At 67.4% G+C, this 15,228-nt stretch carries 12 protein-coding genes; 5 read left to right on the top strand and 7 right to left on the bottom strand.

Annotated features, from left to right (window positions below):
* Positions 1–2,235, top strand: a complete 2,235-nt coding sequence (locus ACTWPP_RS29285; protein ID WP_443107589.1) for a serine/threonine-protein kinase — start codon at positions 1–3, stop codon at positions 2,233–2,235.
* Here ACTWPP_RS29285 and ACTWPP_RS29280 read toward each other — a convergent pair.
* From ACTWPP_RS29280 to ACTWPP_RS29255, 6 genes are all read right to left on the bottom strand, one after another.
* Positions 2,223–3,740, bottom strand: coding sequence for an ATP/GTP-binding protein (locus ACTWPP_RS29280; RefSeq protein ID WP_443107588.1), 1,518 nt, complete (start codon positions 3,738–3,740; stop codon positions 2,223–2,225). The two genes, ACTWPP_RS29285 and ACTWPP_RS29280, sit on opposite strands and share 13 nt — an antisense overlap.
* Positions 3,737–5,218, bottom strand: coding sequence for an SCO6880 family protein (locus ACTWPP_RS29275; protein WP_443107587.1), 1,482 nt, complete (start codon positions 5,216–5,218; stop codon positions 3,737–3,739). Before ACTWPP_RS29275 ends, ACTWPP_RS29280 begins: the two co-directional genes overlap by 4 nt.
* A 26-nt stretch (positions 5,219–5,244) precedes the next feature.
* A complete protein-coding gene (locus ACTWPP_RS29270; protein ID WP_443107586.1) occupies positions 5,245–6,558 on the bottom strand; it encodes a hypothetical protein in 1,314 nt (437 codons plus the stop codon).
* 52 nt (positions 6,559–6,610) lie between these two features.
* Positions 6,611–7,654, bottom strand: a complete 1,044-nt coding sequence (locus ACTWPP_RS29265) for a hypothetical protein (RefSeq protein WP_443107585.1) — start codon at positions 7,652–7,654, stop codon at positions 6,611–6,613.
* 302 nt (positions 7,655–7,956) lie between these two features.
* The gene (locus ACTWPP_RS29260; protein ID WP_443107584.1) at positions 7,957–8,271 is read right to left on the bottom strand and encodes a hypothetical protein; all 315 of its coding nucleotides are present in this window, start codon (positions 8,269–8,271) and stop codon (positions 7,957–7,959) included.
* Positions 8,264–8,899, bottom strand: a complete 636-nt coding sequence (locus ACTWPP_RS29255; RefSeq protein ID WP_443107583.1) for a DUF6668 family protein — start codon at positions 8,897–8,899, stop codon at positions 8,264–8,266. The genes ACTWPP_RS29260 and ACTWPP_RS29255 overlap by 8 nt, the downstream gene beginning before the upstream one ends.
* Before the next feature lie 721 nt (positions 8,900–9,620).
* On the opposite strand from ACTWPP_RS29255, the gene ACTWPP_RS29250 reads away from it, so the two are divergent.
* The 4 genes from ACTWPP_RS29250 (at position 9,621) to ACTWPP_RS29235 (ending at position 14,572) form a co-directional block, all read left to right on the top strand.
* The gene (locus tag ACTWPP_RS29250; protein ID WP_443107582.1) at positions 9,621–10,865 is read left to right on the top strand and encodes a C40 family peptidase; all 1,245 of its coding nucleotides are present in this window, start codon (positions 9,621–9,623) and stop codon (positions 10,863–10,865) included.
* Positions 10,866–11,119: 254 nt separating this feature from the next.
* A complete protein-coding gene (locus ACTWPP_RS29245) occupies positions 11,120–11,488 on the top strand; it encodes a hypothetical protein (protein ID WP_443107581.1) in 369 nt (122 codons plus the stop codon).
* Between the two features lie 52 nt (positions 11,489–11,540).
* Positions 11,541–13,280 (top strand): type IV secretory system conjugative DNA transfer family protein, encoded by a 1,740-nt coding sequence (locus ACTWPP_RS29240; RefSeq protein WP_443107580.1) that lies wholly within the window; start codon positions 11,541–11,543, stop codon positions 13,278–13,280.
* Positions 13,280–14,572 carry a KamA family radical SAM protein gene (locus tag ACTWPP_RS29235; protein WP_443107782.1) on the top strand — a complete coding sequence of 431 codons (1,293 nt, stop codon included), beginning with the start codon at positions 13,280–13,282 and terminating at the stop codon, positions 14,570–14,572. The genes ACTWPP_RS29240 and ACTWPP_RS29235 overlap by 1 nt, the downstream gene beginning before the upstream one ends.
* A 53-nt stretch (positions 14,573–14,625) precedes the next feature.
* Here ACTWPP_RS29235 and ACTWPP_RS29230 read toward each other — a convergent pair whose 3' ends face one another.
* Positions 14,626–15,057, bottom strand: a complete 432-nt coding sequence (locus ACTWPP_RS29230) for a hypothetical protein (protein ID WP_443107579.1) — start codon at positions 15,055–15,057, stop codon at positions 14,626–14,628.
* Positions 15,058–15,228: the final 171 nt, after the last annotated feature.

Here is a 15,228-nt window from a genome sequence, read left to right as displayed (position 1 = left end):
GTGGAACCGCTGCGTCCCGGCGATCCGGAACGGATCGGTGGTTACGAATGCATCGGCCGTCTCGGGGCCGGTGGCATGGGGCAGGTCTTCCTCGCCCGCGCGGACGGCGGCGGGCTGGTGGCGCTGAAGCTCATCCATCCCGACCTGGCCGAGGACCCGGCCTTCCGCGCACGCTTCGCGCGGGAGGCCGCGGCGATGCGCCGGGTGGGCGGCCCGTACACCGCCCCCCTGCTGGACGCCGGTGAGGTTCCCCGGCCGTGGCTGGCCACGGCCCATCTTCAGGGGCTGTCACTGGACGAGGCCGTCGCCCGGCACGGCCCGCTGAGCGTCGAGGCCACACGGCGGCTGGGTGCGGCGCTCGCCGAGGCGCTGGCGGCGATACACGCGGCGGGTGTCGTCCATCGGGATCTCAAACCCGGCAACGTCATGCTGACCCCCGACGGCCCGCGCGTGGTGGACTTCGGCATCGCCGGAGGCCGGGACACCGGCACCGCCGACGGCACCGGAACGCCCGGATACATGGCACCCGAGCAGTCGACCGGCGGCCGGGCCGGGTTCTCCGCCGACGTCTTCTCCCTCGGCGGGCTCCTGTGGTTCTGCCGCACCGGCGCGCCGCCCCCTCGGGTGCCACCGGTCGCCAAGGCCGGCCGGGCCATGCGGGGGCCCGCCGTCCCAGACGCGCCGGACCACGTCGGCGACGAGAGCCTGCGGGCCGTGATCGCAGCGTGCAGGGCCGAGGATCCCGCGCGGCGCCCCGGCGTCGAGCAGCTGGCCGCCGCGCTGTCTCCAGGGCCGACGGGTACCGGGTGGCTGTCATCACCGTTGGCCCTCGACATCACCGACCGGGCCGACCCGGTGCCCGGCTCGGCCGGGACGCGTCCGCGTGACGGCGGCCCCGGGCGCCGGCGCGTGCTGCTGCAACTCTCCGGAATGGGCGTCGCGGCCGCCGCGGGCTGGGGAGTGGTCCGTGCACTGGCGAACCCGCGCCCCGCGGCGGCGTCCGTACTGTGGACCGCCCGCGCGATGCTGGTGACCGGCTACGAACTCGGGCCCGTGCTGGGCGGCGGGCTGCTCTTCCTAGATCGAACCGTCGTCACGCGCTCGGGCGCGGCACGCCTGGACCTGTGCTCCCTGGACCCCGCGACGGGACGTCTCCGATGGCGCCGTCCCCTCACGTCCTTCGAGCCGAAGAGAGGCGGGGTGGTCGCGGGGCTCGAGTCCGTGTGGGTCCGCAGCCGCGAGGAGCTGCACGCCATCGATTCCGGTACCGGCGCTGTGCGCTGGTCGCTGCGGCGCCCGTTCCCGGGGCTGGCCCCGGCCGTGGCCCACGGTGACGCCCTGGTGTACGACGTCACCACCGCGCCCCCTCAAGAGGCCGGTGTGGTGTACGCGCTGGAGCCCCGCACCGGCCGCGTGGCCTGGCAACGCCGGATCGACGGAAGGCCCGTGGGTTCGATCGTCGTGGCCGGTGACGTGGTCTACGTCATCAGCGCCTCAGCGCGAGGACGGTGGGAACGCGTGCATGCGCTGAACGCCGCCACGGGGGCCGTGAACTGGACATCCGGTCACGTCGACGCGAAGCGGCGGCAGTCGGCAGTGCCCCGCTACACCGACGCGACGCTCTGCGTCGCGGACGGCACCGTCTACGTTTCCGTCGAGGGCCGCCTCGTTCACGCCCTGGACGCCCGCACGGGAACGGCTCGCTGGCGGATCCGCCCGCCCTTGATCGGCGACGATGCGCGGCCGGAGCCGTACCCGACGGCGGCCTTCCCCGTCGCGGCCGGGAACACCGTGTTCCTGGGCACGGGGGACGGGATGGTGCGAGCCTTCGACAAGGAGGACGGCCGCCAGCGGTGGGCCGTCGGCACCGGAGCGTCTCCGGCCGCCGTCGGGGCCTTCCGCCGCCGCTTCACCCCTCTGACCGGGCACGGCCTGGTCTTCGTCCGCGGTGCCGACGCCGTCCGCGCGCTCCAGGCCGAGGACGGCCGGATCCGCTGGGAGCACGCCACCGACCCTTCCGCGGGCGAGCCCGTCCTGGCGGGCGGAGCGCTGCATGTGCCGGGCAGGTGGGAGGTCACCTCGCACGACCCGGCCAGCGGCCGGGTGATCCAGCGGCTCGACCTGCGCGGCGGGCGCCGCCCGCCCAGCGCCGTGATCGCCGGACGGGACGCCCTGTACGTCCTGGCCGGCGTCGACACCCTCATCGCCGTCGGCCTGCCGGGTCATCCCGGCTGAGTTCTCGTGGTCGAGTGGACCCAGCGCTTGTTGGTGTCGTTGACCTCCTTTTCGGCGGAGGTGAGCTCCACCCTGAACGGGATGCCGGGGCGGCCGCCGACCTTGACCAGGAACCTGCCGCGTCCCGGGGGTTCGGCGTCCCGGTCGACGTCGGCGTTCCACGAGGGCGGCGTCGACCAATCGACGATCATGCGCTCTTCGACCGACGACATCCGCACCACTTCGCTCATCATGGGCATCTCCGACTGCGGCAGCCCGCCGCAGATCACCATGCCCGCGCGTTCGGCGAAGCCCTTGGCCTTGAGACGGTCGGCGTGATCGGGCAACGCCAGCAGGTCGGCGATGGTGTGCGTGACCATCGCCTGGCCGATACCGCGCTGCCGGTTGAGACGGGTGAGGGCGTCGACCCGGTCCACCAGGCCGCGCCCGGACCGCAGGACCCGCCACAACTCGTCGAGGACCAGGAAGAAGTGCCGCTGAGGCGCGATGCCCTCATCGGCCAGCGCGTGCGCGGTCTCCACCGCGCCGAACCCGTCCGACCAGCATGCCAGCAGGACGGCGGCCTGAAGCTCGGCGTCGGCGTCGTCGATCCCGCTGATGTCGATGCAGACGCCTCCGGGATTGTCCAACTCGATCGGCGTGGTGGTCTGGTGTGCGAACGTGTCCCCCATCGGCCCGTCCAGCATCCCCAGCAGCGAGGCGTGCAACGGATCGACGGCGGCGCGGTAGCGCGCCTCGTCCCCGCGGGACAGGGTCACCGACCGGATCTGCTCCGGCCCCTCATCGATCACCCTGATGAGGTCGGGCAGGACGGGCACGCCGGGATGGCGCTCGTCCAGCACGCGCAGGGCGGCGTTGAGGACGGTGCGCTCGGTGTCGGCGATCGGGCCCCCGCGCAGGATCGTGATGAGCGCGGCGACCATGTTGAGCCGGCGGCCGTGCGCGTCGGCGATCAGTTTGGCCCGGGCGCCCCCCGTCAGCCTGACCGCGGCGGCGGCCGTCGCGCCGGGGTCGAGCACGTTCAGCGATCCCAGCCCGCGGCCGAGCTTGACGATCTGCCCGCCCATCACCCGGATGAGATCGACGTAGTCGGGTTTGAGGTCGCCGAGCACCATCGGGACCACCCCGTACCCGGCCAGCCCCACCACCATCCTGCGGATCAGGGTCGATTTGCCCAGCCCCGGCTTGCCCAGCACCAGGACCGACGGGTTGTGGATGAGGTTGGCGCGCTGGAACCACGAGATCGGATCGCAGCACAGCGCCGCTCCGGTGGTCAGGTCCCGGCCGAGCGGCACGCCCACCATGGGCGTCCCCGACCCCGCCCCGAACGGCCACAGCCCGCACACCTGGACGGTGGTCCCGCGCCATTCCGGAGGCATCTCCACGTAGGAGGCCCGGCCCCCGCCCCGGCGGCTGAAACCCCTGTATCCGGGCTCACTCGAATCCTCGCCGGTCTTGTTCTTCTTTCCGTTCTTCTTCGGGTCCTTTCCTGCAGGAGTGCTCACAGCGCGTCCCTCACGGCACCGGGGACCTGAAGGTGATCGGGAAGGACGATGCCCAGCGGCAAGGCGGCCGCGAACGCCGCCGCCTGGGCCCCGTACATCCGGCGCAGCCGCACCCGCGCCGGGGGAGCGAGCGTGTCGACGGCGGCCGCTGCGAGCGGCAGATCCTCGGGCGCGCGGACAGTGGCGGTGACGAGGATGGTGAACCGGGTCACTCCCGCTCCCCTGGCCTCCTCCAGGGCCGACTTATCGCTCTTGGCGACGTCGAGCTGATTCCGGGCCGCGGTGGCCGCGCCATTGAGGCGAAAACGCGCGTCCTTGCGGTCCCGTTCCACGATGTGCACGGCGGCCGCCGGATCGTACGGCCGGTAGAGAAAGGTGACCCGTTTGCGGGCGATGTCCTGGTGCGGGGCGACCAGCCCGGTCATCACGCTGGACAGCACCTCCCCGCGAGGCGCCTCCGACATGCCCCAGGTGATGGAACGGCCGCTGTCGTGAACGTAGTGGTCCCACTGTTCCTGGGCCGCGACCGGTCCGGCGTCCTCCCAGCATGCCCCCTGACCCCGCGTCGCCTCCAGGGCCGACTGCGAGTCGGGATCGTAGGCCATCCGCACGGCGCCGGCGAGTTGGTCGGCGGTCAGCGGGCGGGCGCTTCCGGCGCCCGTCATCGGCAACCCAGAGGTGAGTCCCGGGATGCGCATCCCGATCTCCCGCGCCATCTCCTTGTCGTCCCGGCGCTTGCCACCGGGACGAGGCAGAGACTCGAAGGTGACCGCGACGCGCGTAGAGACCCGTGCGCTGCCCACCGGATAGCTCCGGACGATCTCGTGCAGGGCCGCCTGGGCCAACTCTGGGGCACCCGGATCGATATTGGCCCCGACCTCCTCCGCAAGGCGGTGCCCGAGGTCCGGTGCCGTCTCGATGGTCACGCTCGCGGCGACCACGCCCGGTTCCAGACCCAACGAGGCCAGCCAGTGCCCCCAGTGGGCGACCCAGGTGTCGACCTGCTTCTGATCGACCAGTGCCGCCCCATCAGCGTTGCATTCGAACACCGCGGTGTAGTGCTTAGTGCGCGGCACCACGACCAGGGCAAATGGGCGCCCGTAGGCGTCTCGGGCCTCCACGAGCCGCGACGGGGCAAGCAATCCGGGCAGCCGGCACGAACCGTACTGGGTGACGCCCAGCGGACCCGAACGATAGAGATGCCAGCCCCGGGAACGCCCCCACCACCACGCCACCCGCGCCGTGATCGACTGGAGCGCGTTCCGGCCGTGCTGGTCCTGGATCACCAGCGGCAGCAGGACCAGCCCGAGCACCACGGCGGTGACCAGGCCGGACAGCGGGGAGATCATCGCCACCATGGCGACGATCATCAATCCCACCATCAGGATCATGGTGCCGAGCATCCCCAGCCGCCCGATCCCCGGGGTGACCGGCTTACGCCAGTTTCCGTACGTGGGTTGCCGGTTGTCGTTCGTCACCGTGACTCACCCCATATCGAATCAAGTTATTTGGACTGTTCACCAGAGCCCGGAGACCAGTCCTGAAGGGGCATGGACCAGTCGCCAGGATGAATGGCGCTGCCAGCAGGCTGTCCTTCAGCGCCAAAGCGGTGATCGGGGGGATAGAACGGGCCTTCGCCGCCACCGACCGGCGGCTCATCTCCTGAAGGTGAGCCATCTGCCCCTGAGGGCCCGTCGCCATCGGCACCACCCTTCCCAGCGCGGTCGGCCCCCGCGCCTCCCGTGTTGGAACCGTCACCCTGATCCCTCATGGGCCCACCGCTACCCTCGGAACCATCAGACCCGGAGGGACCGCTCTCATCGGCCCCGCCGCCACTGGGTCGGCGGGGGAAACCCCAGGGCCAGCCACCCCGGGACCCGCCATCCGCAGGTTCGCCGGAACCCTCTGGGGTCTTGTCCTTCCCTTCGGCGAATTCGCTGACCATGTTCCATTGCCGAGCCGCCTCCCGCATCGCGGACAAGCCGACCTCGTTGCTCCGCGTGACTCCGGGCATGACGGCGCGCATGGTCGCGGGCAGGGCGAACACCGCGCAACAGATAAGAGCCAGACCGAGCACATGGTCGGCCTTATAGTCAGAGCTGAGCATTTTGATGGCCGCAGCGTAGATCGTTGCAGCGACAGGCTTGTAGAAGATGAAAGAGATGAGCCAACCGATACTGGTTCTGTAGGCGCGATCTCCGTACGAAGAGAATCTGGCCGCGGCCAGTACGGGAAAAATCCCGACCAGCACAACCAGGATGGCGCTTCGAAAGAGCAACAAAATGAACTGTATGGCCGATGCGGGTATCGCGAACAACGCAAAAATGAACACGAGGGCGGCGTAGCCGAGATTCGCATCTTCTCCCCCGAGCGCGTCAAGTCCTGAAGTCCAGCCGTCGATCCAGTCGTCGCCGACCGGTTGTGCCTCTTTCAGGATCCAGGTCGAGTACTCGTCGCCGGCACGGGTCGCCAGATGCACCGCGGTGGCCAGCATGGAGACCACTATGGCAAGTTCAATGAACTGGAAGAGCGCTTTTCGGAAAGGCTCACCCTTGCGCTGAAGCGCCACCTTGGCGGCCGCGATGAGAAGTCCACTGAAGGCCAGTGCCACGGTCAGCCAATTAGTGTGCGAACGCAGAAACCAGAGCACTCCACCCTGCTCCCCGCTCAGCGGCGGGGCGATGGCATCACCGAGCCACCAGGCCAGTACCGTCTCGAATATATCCAGCGACAGCCGCACCATGCCCTCGACAAGCCATTTGGTGGCCTCAGAGAGGGCGTCACGTACTCGATCTTCGAAAATATCGCGTACCAGCAAGAAGTCCCCGTATCATCTGGAATGAGCGAGCAGAAAGCTCCGTCAGAATAGATCAAAAGATAAGGGCGACGAATCCGATCGCCACGGTGGGTGCTCCTATGACGCAGGCCACCATCACCCAGCCCAGGCCCGTGGCGTGTGCGCCGGCCTCGCCCCTCTTGTGTTTGATCGCCATATTGGCTCCGACGATGATGAAGCCCCCGATGAACGCCGCCCAGACGAACCAGATCAGGAAACCCGTCAAGATTTTCAGGGGTTGCGCGATTCCGGGAGGTGCGGCCACATGGCCGGGCAGCTCCTCGTCGGGTCGCGCGTCGATGGGCAGCGACGGACGCGGAGAAGGGGGCTTGACCACTCCTGCACCTGCAGCAAGCCACTTGACACTGGTCGTCTGCCGGCAGTACTTCAGCGGCCCCCCTTCCTCTCGTATGCAAATTCTGAAGTAGATTGTTTTATCTTTGATGTTGCCATAGTCGGGTATCAGGGTGTACAAGCATTGGTTTCTCTTTCTCTTGGTGACGGTGTGTATCGTCGCGCTTTTCGAGAAGTCATTTGCCGTCAAGCTGACGTCGGCCTGCGCATAGTAGTTGTCAGCGGCCATATCGCATGTTTGCAGAAGCCCGTCACTGGCCCTCCAATGGAGCCGGCCACCATGGCCGTCCGTCCAATCCGTCCAACTGCTGTCGCCGCCACCGTGACTGTCTGTGGTCTCCAGCGACCGGCTCGGACTCCAGGTGATTCTTTTGTGAATTCCGTCCACTCCGTCTCTCGTCAGGAGCCATATCCCACTCTCGATGCCATTGCAGTCTCTCGCCTTGTCGTCCCCCTCTTTGAGCAGGCACACCACGAAACGATATGGCGTCTTGGAGTCAATATGTACACGCCGCGTGGCGCAGTTGCCATCGCCGCGTACGATGAAGGGGCGCTGCTGCCTGTTGGACTTGGGTTCGTCCTCCCAATTTTCGACCGTGTACCCCTTGATGATAATTGCCATGGCATGGAGGTCGTCAGAATCCTTGTCACACAATTCCAGTGCACCGTCGTCGGGGCTCCATCTCAGCGTGCCACCGGTCTCGCCGGAGTCTTTGGTGTCCAAGGTGTGCTCCAACCAGGCAGGGTCCCGGCGTGTGCGCACGGCCGGAACACCCGCAGCCGCAAGCTGTGCGGCGCGAGCAGAGAACCCACGAGGCGACTTGGACCGTTCCTCTGGGTGAGTTGCACCCGCAACAGGGGGAGCCGCCGCGACCGAGACGACAAGACATGAAGCGCCGATCGCGACCAGAACAACACCTAACACAAAGTAGGCAGCCGTCAGGCCCAGCCCACGATGTCGAAGAGACCTTCGGCTTTGGCCGCGATGCCCGCAGCCGCCGGCCACGTGCCGGATCGTCATCAACCTCAGCCTCCGACGATCTCGGTGACGAAGACCCGTGCCGACATGATGACGATGCAGCCGAAACCGACCAAGGCCAGACTCGCCATGTGCCCCCCGCCCTCACCTTTCTGGTGCTTGATCGCCATTCTGGCGCCGATCGTGATGAACCCTGCCACGCACAGCATGAAGGCACCCCACAACGCCCAGCTGAGTAGCTTTTGGAATCGGTCCCAGCCCGGCGGCCGCGTGCTTTCACCGGGGTCGGGGATGACGGGCTCGGTCAGCAGCACCGCATCCGAAAGCAGGTTGGTCATCCACGTCATCGCCGAATCAAGCATGTGCGTCCTCCGAAATGATGCGGTTCAGGTCTTCGGCCAGCCGTGAATAGGCGGACGGCAGCCTGGCCTGGTCCGGGGTCGTGCCGAGGCGCAGGGCCTCAACCCACGGGAGATCCCATACGTGCGGCACGCCGCCAGAAACGAGAAGCAGCAGATCTTTCAGTGGTTTCGGACGCTTTCCGGGCGCGTCGGCGACCACCACCAGGCCCAGCAGCCGTACGGTCGGCAGCACGCCCGCGGCCCACTGACGAGCGGCGGCCTGGGCCGCGGAGAGGCCGGAGACATGGCTGCGCGCGACCAGCAGCACCCGGGAGCGCCCGGGAGGCTCGGGTGTCGGCCAGTAGCGTCCGGCGCTCCTGCCGTGGGGGATGAGAGCGGCCAGCGTAGAGGTGCCGGCTCCCCCATGGCACGAAGCGAACCACAAGTCGGGGCCAGGGCCGCTGTAGCCCGCCAGCCCCAGAGGGCTGGTGGGCGGTGGCGCCAGCCGGGCCGGTACGACCGCATGAGCGTGGAATCGGCCGCCTGGGACGTCTCCCTGGCGGGAGAGGTCCACCGCCGTGTCCGACACGTCCGGTGGACCTTCGGGACCAGGCTTCCCCTGTGATCGAGCGACTTCCGCCGCTTGCATATCGACCCCCCTTGGAGAGGATCCGTGGCCTGCCAGGGCCGGAGCGCCGTCTAGACGGGCATCTCCCGGGCATGGCTCCGGCTCTATGCCGTAGACAGTCGGCAGACCGTTGCGATCGTCAACCGCACAGGAGCAGAGAAAATCGCGGGACGGGAAGGGCGCGTCCCACCGCGCATGGCCCCGGTCGCCATGTGCTCTGACGTACCTGGTCGTCACGCCAAGCCCGCACGACCGCGGGTCGCCGAACAAGACCGCATCGCGGACGAATCCGAGCCTGGCAGGACCATGGGCCCTGTGCTGGTCGGCCGGTCGGGTCCTCCGCAAGCGCAGTCGACGCGCCGGTGGCCGGGCGCTATCAGCGCCGGCATCCGAGATGTGGAAGGCGGGCCCATGTCCTGTGCACCGGACATGGGCCCGCCCGGCCGTGCCTCCCCAGCACGGGCCCCATTGCCCGGCCGTTCGCGGTTCACGGTTGCCTGTCACCGTGTGCCGCGATCCGACAGCGTCAACATGAGGCGGCGGCGACTTCGGAGTTCGCCTGGTCGTCCGGCGGCTCACCACAGCTCGCAGTGCCGCTGACAAGACCGGCGGCGGTCTTGCGCATCCGGGCGGTCGCCGCACTGTCTTCCCCAGGCAGGGAGGGGTACCGAATGACTCTGCGATCAGGGGCCAAGTACGCGATGTCATTCGATGACGCCTCGGCACCAGGGGTAGGAGTGGTGTGAAAACGACCGGCCTGGCAGTGACGGGTCTGGCCGGGGTCGGGTGCCTCGTCATAGCACTTCCCTTCTTGGTCGTCATACTGCTCGTCGCGATATTGAATCTGGGCGGAGAGGACGGGCTCATACCGACATGCGCTCCCGGTGGCTCGGCCCGGCAAGTGCAGGCAACCGGGGCGGAGACGCCGGATCCGGGTCCCATACCGAGCAACTACCTCACCTTGTACCGCAAGGCCGGCAAAGAGTGGAACGTCGCATGGAACGTGCTTGCCGGCATCGGGTGGATAGAATCGAAGCACGGCACATATGACGCCGAAGGGGTCCACTCCGGCGAGAACTTCGCGGGCGCAGGGGGACCTATGCAGTTCCTTCAGCCGACCTTCGATTGGGCGAAAGTCGACGGCGACGATGATGGCGTCACGAGCCGGTACGACCCGGCTGACGCCATTTTCAGCGCGGCCAGGCTGCTCAAGCTCCACATCCTTCCCGGCGGGAACAAGGATGACGAACGCAAAGCCTTGGACCTGACGGATGATCAGCTGCGCGAATCGCTCTTTCGGTACAACCACTCGTGGGCTTATGTCGACGATGTGCTGGTTGCGGCGAACCATTATCTCGACAATCTTGCGGAGGCGTCGGACAACTACGGACGCGGAGGCTGCGCGCCGCTGGGGAGTACCGGCTCTTTCGGTCAACGTATCGCCGATGCCGCCGCCTATTACGCCAAGGAGGTCGAGGGCACACCGCAGCCACCAAGTCGGAATGGCACCGAGATCTTCTATTCATGGGGTGGTGGACGCCTTGAGGGTCCCGGCTATGGAATCTGCTGCTCCCCGGAGGCCAAGCAGGACGGGAGGGAGATCTGGGGGTTCGACTGTTCGGGCCTGGCCCGGCACGCCGTCTACAAGGCATCGAACGAAAAGATCACGCTACCTCGGACAACCTGGGGCATGTGGGGAAGCGCCAAGGTGGTCGAAGTATCCCGGGAGCAGTTGGCCCCCGGGGATCTGGTCTTCTTCTCCGATCGGGCACATATGGGCGTCTATTATGGCGAGTTCAATGGAAAGCGTTGGATGGTCGAGGCCCTGCAGCCCGGCGCGCCCGTGATATTCAGTGACTTCGATGCCAGGAAGGGATTTTCGGGAGCCCGCCGAGTCAAGCCGCCGCCCGGCATGGAGAGCACCTCTCCGGATCCGGTGCGCACACCGTCTCCTTCCGGAGACGTCGGCGACGAGGGTCCGATGTGAACGGGGCCCTCGCAGCCGGACTGCGTTCCGCCTTGTGCACGGTGTCGGCCGCCGCGTTCGTGGCCGGCTGTAGCAGCGGGGAGCAGTCGCAGCCTCGTGTTACGCCGTCCAGTCCGGGTGTGGAGAGAGTCATTCCCACGATCAGTTTCGCCACCCCGGCTCCCTCGCCATCCCGAACTCCCGACATACCCGGCGGTCTGCCGGACCCGGGCGAGATCGACCAGCAAGACGCCACGGCAGTGGCGAAGGCGGCCTTGACCATCATGTACACCGTCGACAGCACCATCGATACGGGGCTGCGGGACGCGAAGCTACGTGCGGGGCGCTACCTCACCCCGGGCTTCACGTCCGAGATCAAGGCAGAGCCCAGGCAGTACGTCCCTCATGAATGGCGGAGGCATCGGGCCTATCTCACGGTGCGGCTTCGAGCACTCCGCCGGGAGGCGGGGGCACCACCGGATGGACCGGCCACCGCATACCGGCAATGGGAAATGACCACGATCTCCACCGGACGGGACGGTTGGCGCGGAACAGCCGCCACGTCGGTTATCTACATGGCGCTCACCAGGTCGTCCGACCGCGCCCCCTGGAAGATCTCCGATGTCCGCGCCGACGACGGCTAGAACCGGACCGAGAACGCGTAGGCCGGAGAGAGTTGAGATATTAGGAGCATTCGTGAGCGGTAACGACGATGACGAGGTTTACGCATTCTTCTTCGGTATCGGGGTCGTCGGCACCCTGCTGGGCACGACGTTCAGTTTCTTGATCTGGCTGGCGGGTCAATTGTCCGGCCTGTTCGCGGGTGCCGGCTGGCCCGATTCGAGTCCGCGGGACTTCTTGGGCATCGCCTACAACTTCGTGCGCGACCCCGGTGATCCGCACGCTGCCTGGCCGCCGGCCGCCGCAGCGGCGATGGGATCGGCCTCGGTGTTCTTCGGGGTACTGATCGTGCTCCTCGCCCTGGCCTCGGTCTTGATCTACTTCGCGGCGCGGTTGTTCCTGAACGCGCGGCGTCATCGGCCGGTCAGGCGGTTGCGCCTGGGCTTCGCGTCCGGCTGGGAGGTCCGCAATCTCCTGAGCGCCCGGACCGTCCTGCGCAAGGCACAACAGGTCCGGCCGTCCACCGGGAACCGGGCCGCGCGCGATGTGAAGCCGGAGGAGGTCGGCTTCTTCATCGGAAGGGACATCAGGTCCAGGCGGAAACTGTACGCGTCGGTGGAGGACGCGGCGATCATCATCGCACCACCAAGGCAGGGAAAGGACGTGCACTTCGTCACGCCTTTCACCATCGACGCGCCCGGGGCGTGCGTCGTCACCTCCACCCGGCGGGAGACCTTCGTCCACACCGCCATGGTGCGGGCGCAGTTCGGCGAAGTTTATGTGTTCGATCCGTTCAACTTCACCGCGTGGCCGAATCGGCTGCGCTGGTCACCGTTGCAGGGGTGCGAGGATCCGAACGTCTGCGCCGTCAGATCGGGGACGCTCGTCGAGTCCAGCGGTTTCGATATCGGGTCGGAGGGCTCCCAGGGGGTCGGCGCGGCCACCACCATCATCCGCTGCCTGTTGCACGCGGGCGCGATCGGCGGAGTCAGCATTCGGACCGTGATGGGCTGGGTGTACCACGCCGACTCCGACGAACCGTTGAACATCCTGCGCCGGGGCGAACTTGATGGCCGGGTCGCCGCGGGCTATGCGGCGCAACTCGATCTCAACCGGGGAAACCAGCGTGCCTGGGGCATTGTGATCCAGGTCATGAGTTGTTTCTCGCACCCGGCCGTACTGGAGGACTGCTCACCGCCCCCTGGTGAGGAATTCGACTTCCGGAAGTTCGTCAAGGGCCGCAACACCCTCTACTTCATCGGCAAGCAGCAGGCCGATTACGGGGGTATCGCGCCGATCGTCACCACGATGGTCGAGCAGTTCTTCAGAACGGCTCGCGGTATGGCGATGAAGGAGCCGGCCGGTCGCCTCGACCCGCCCCTGACCTTCGAGTTGAACCAGGTGGCCGATATCTGCCCCATCGGCGGACTCCCTGTGTACATGGGCGAATCCGGTGGCTATTCCATAGCGGTTCACGTCTACCTGACCTCGTTGGCGGAAGCGCGAGCCAGGTGGGGATCGGACGGCGCCGCACGCCTCTGGGACAACTCAGCGATCCGGATCATCTCGGGTGGTGCCGGTACCGCCAAGGACCTGAGCGATCTCTCTGACCTCGTGGGCAAGGAGCACGGAAGGCAGGTGCTGCATCCCGAGGAACTCAGGACCATGCGTTTCGGCCGCGCGGCCGTTGTGGCGGGCACGGCCCGTCCCGTCGAGATGTGGCTCACCCCCTGGTGGAAGCGCAGGGACAGCGAGCGGATCGCGAGGAGCAAGCACGCGATCGAAGGACTGATCCGGAAGGCCGGCACGACGTGATTTCGACTCTGCAATCCTCCGGTCGCAGGTTCCGCGCCTTCACGGCGAGGCACCTCGACGAACTGACGCTCCGGGCCGGGCTGGGCCCCGAGGAGCGGCTCGCCACCCGCGCGGTGGCCACGGTCCTGCCGTTCCGGACCAACGGCTACGTGCTCGAGGAGCTCATCGACTGGTCGGCGGCGCCCGACGATCCGATCTACCGGCTGGTCTTCCCGATGGCGGACATGCTCCCGGCCGAGGACGTCGCGCACCTGTCGGGGCTGCTGGCCCGCGGGGCCCCCAATGCCGAGGTCGAAGCCGCCGCGCGCGCCGTCCGGGCGAGGCTGAACCCCCATCCGGGCGGCCAGATGGAGCTCAACATCCCGAGCTTCGGCGACGGCAAGATCCCCGGGCTCCAGCACAAGTACGACGAGACCGTTCTGTACTTCCCCAAGCAGGGGCAGACATGCCACGCGTACTGCACGTACTGCTTCCGGTGGGCCCAGTTCATCGGCGAGCCCGACCTGAAGATGGCCGGGGACGACACCCTCCAGCTGCGCGACTACGTGGTCGCCCAGCCCGAGGTGACCAGCGTCCTGTTCACCGGCGGCGACGCCATGGTCATGGGCGAGCCGGTCCTGCGCCGCTACATCGAGCCGCTCCTGGAACTGGAGCAGCTGGAGTCGATCCGGATCGGCACCAAGTCGCTGGCCTACTGGCCGCAGAAGTTCGTCACCGACCCCGGCGCCGACGCCATGCTGCGACTGTTCGAGCAGGTCGTCGCGGCAGGCAAGAACCTGGCCTTCATGGCCCACTTCACCCACCCGCGCGAACTGGAGCCGCCGGTCGTCACCGAGGCGGTCCGCCGCATCCGCGGCACCGGCGCCGTCATACGCACCCAGGCCCCGCTGATCCGCACGATCAACGACGACCCCGCGGCGTGGAACGCGATGTGGCGCACCCAGACCCGGATGGGCATGATCCCGTACTACATGTTCGTGGAGCGTGACACGGGCCCGCAGGACTACTTCGCGGTCCCGCTGGCCCGGGCGTACGAGATCTTCCGCGACGCGTACCGGGACGTCTCCGGGCTCGCCCGTACCGTCCGCGGCCCCTCCATGTCGGCCACGCCCGGCAAGGTCTGCGTCGACGGCGTGCTCGACCTGTTCGGTGAGAAGGTCTTCGCGCTGCGCCTCATCCAGTGCCGCGACCCCGACCTGGTCGGCAAGCCCTTCTTCGCCAAGTACGACCCCGACGCGGTGTGGCTGGACGACCTGGAACCGGCCTTCGCCGACCGCTTCCCCTGGTGGTAGGACGGTGAGGCCCGGGCTTCGGAGCCCGGGGCTCGCCGTACACCGGACCCCTCTCAGTCAGAAACGTCGATCTCTGTGGGATCCACACAGAAGTACTCCACGGCGCCGGTTCGCACGGATGCCGGGAGGCGCTCCAAGGCCGCCCTGAGGAGTTCCTGACGAGTCTTGTATCCCTCCAGTTGCAGGGACGCCTGGTAGGTCTCCCCATTCTGGATTCCAATGGAGATCATGATGGTGTGCTCTACGTTCTCCACCTGATTTTGATGGACATTGAGAAAATTCAGCCATTCCCGGTCCCCCATGGGCCGGCCATGCAACCTTTCGAGCTCCTCCACGGAGGCCTGCACGGCGTCCGGGCCGTTATCGCGGTGCCAGATGGTGAACTCGTACGTTTCTTTGGCGCTCTCGCCCCTGCGACCGATCGTCGCGATCACCAGTAGCTCGATCTCGAGCTCGTCCCCCATGATGCGCCCTTCGCGTGCCATCGCTTGCCGGTCCTGGTCCGTTTCCGCACGAAGCGGCCACTGAAGACAGTCAAGGACGAGCGGGAAACGGCAACAGAGAATCCATCGGTGGCCGCGTGGAGTGTGCTTCTTCACCGGGTTGGCAGCGGGAGGTTGGCGGCAAGGCCGTTCTCCGGACTGTCTTTCTAGTAG

The sequence above is a fragment of the Actinomadura sp. 3N407 genome (genome assembly GCF_052245875.1).
GTDB lineage: Bacteria > Actinomycetota > Actinomycetes > Streptosporangiales > Streptosporangiaceae > Spirillospora.
This window is presented reverse-complemented; position numbering and strand designations above follow the sequence as displayed.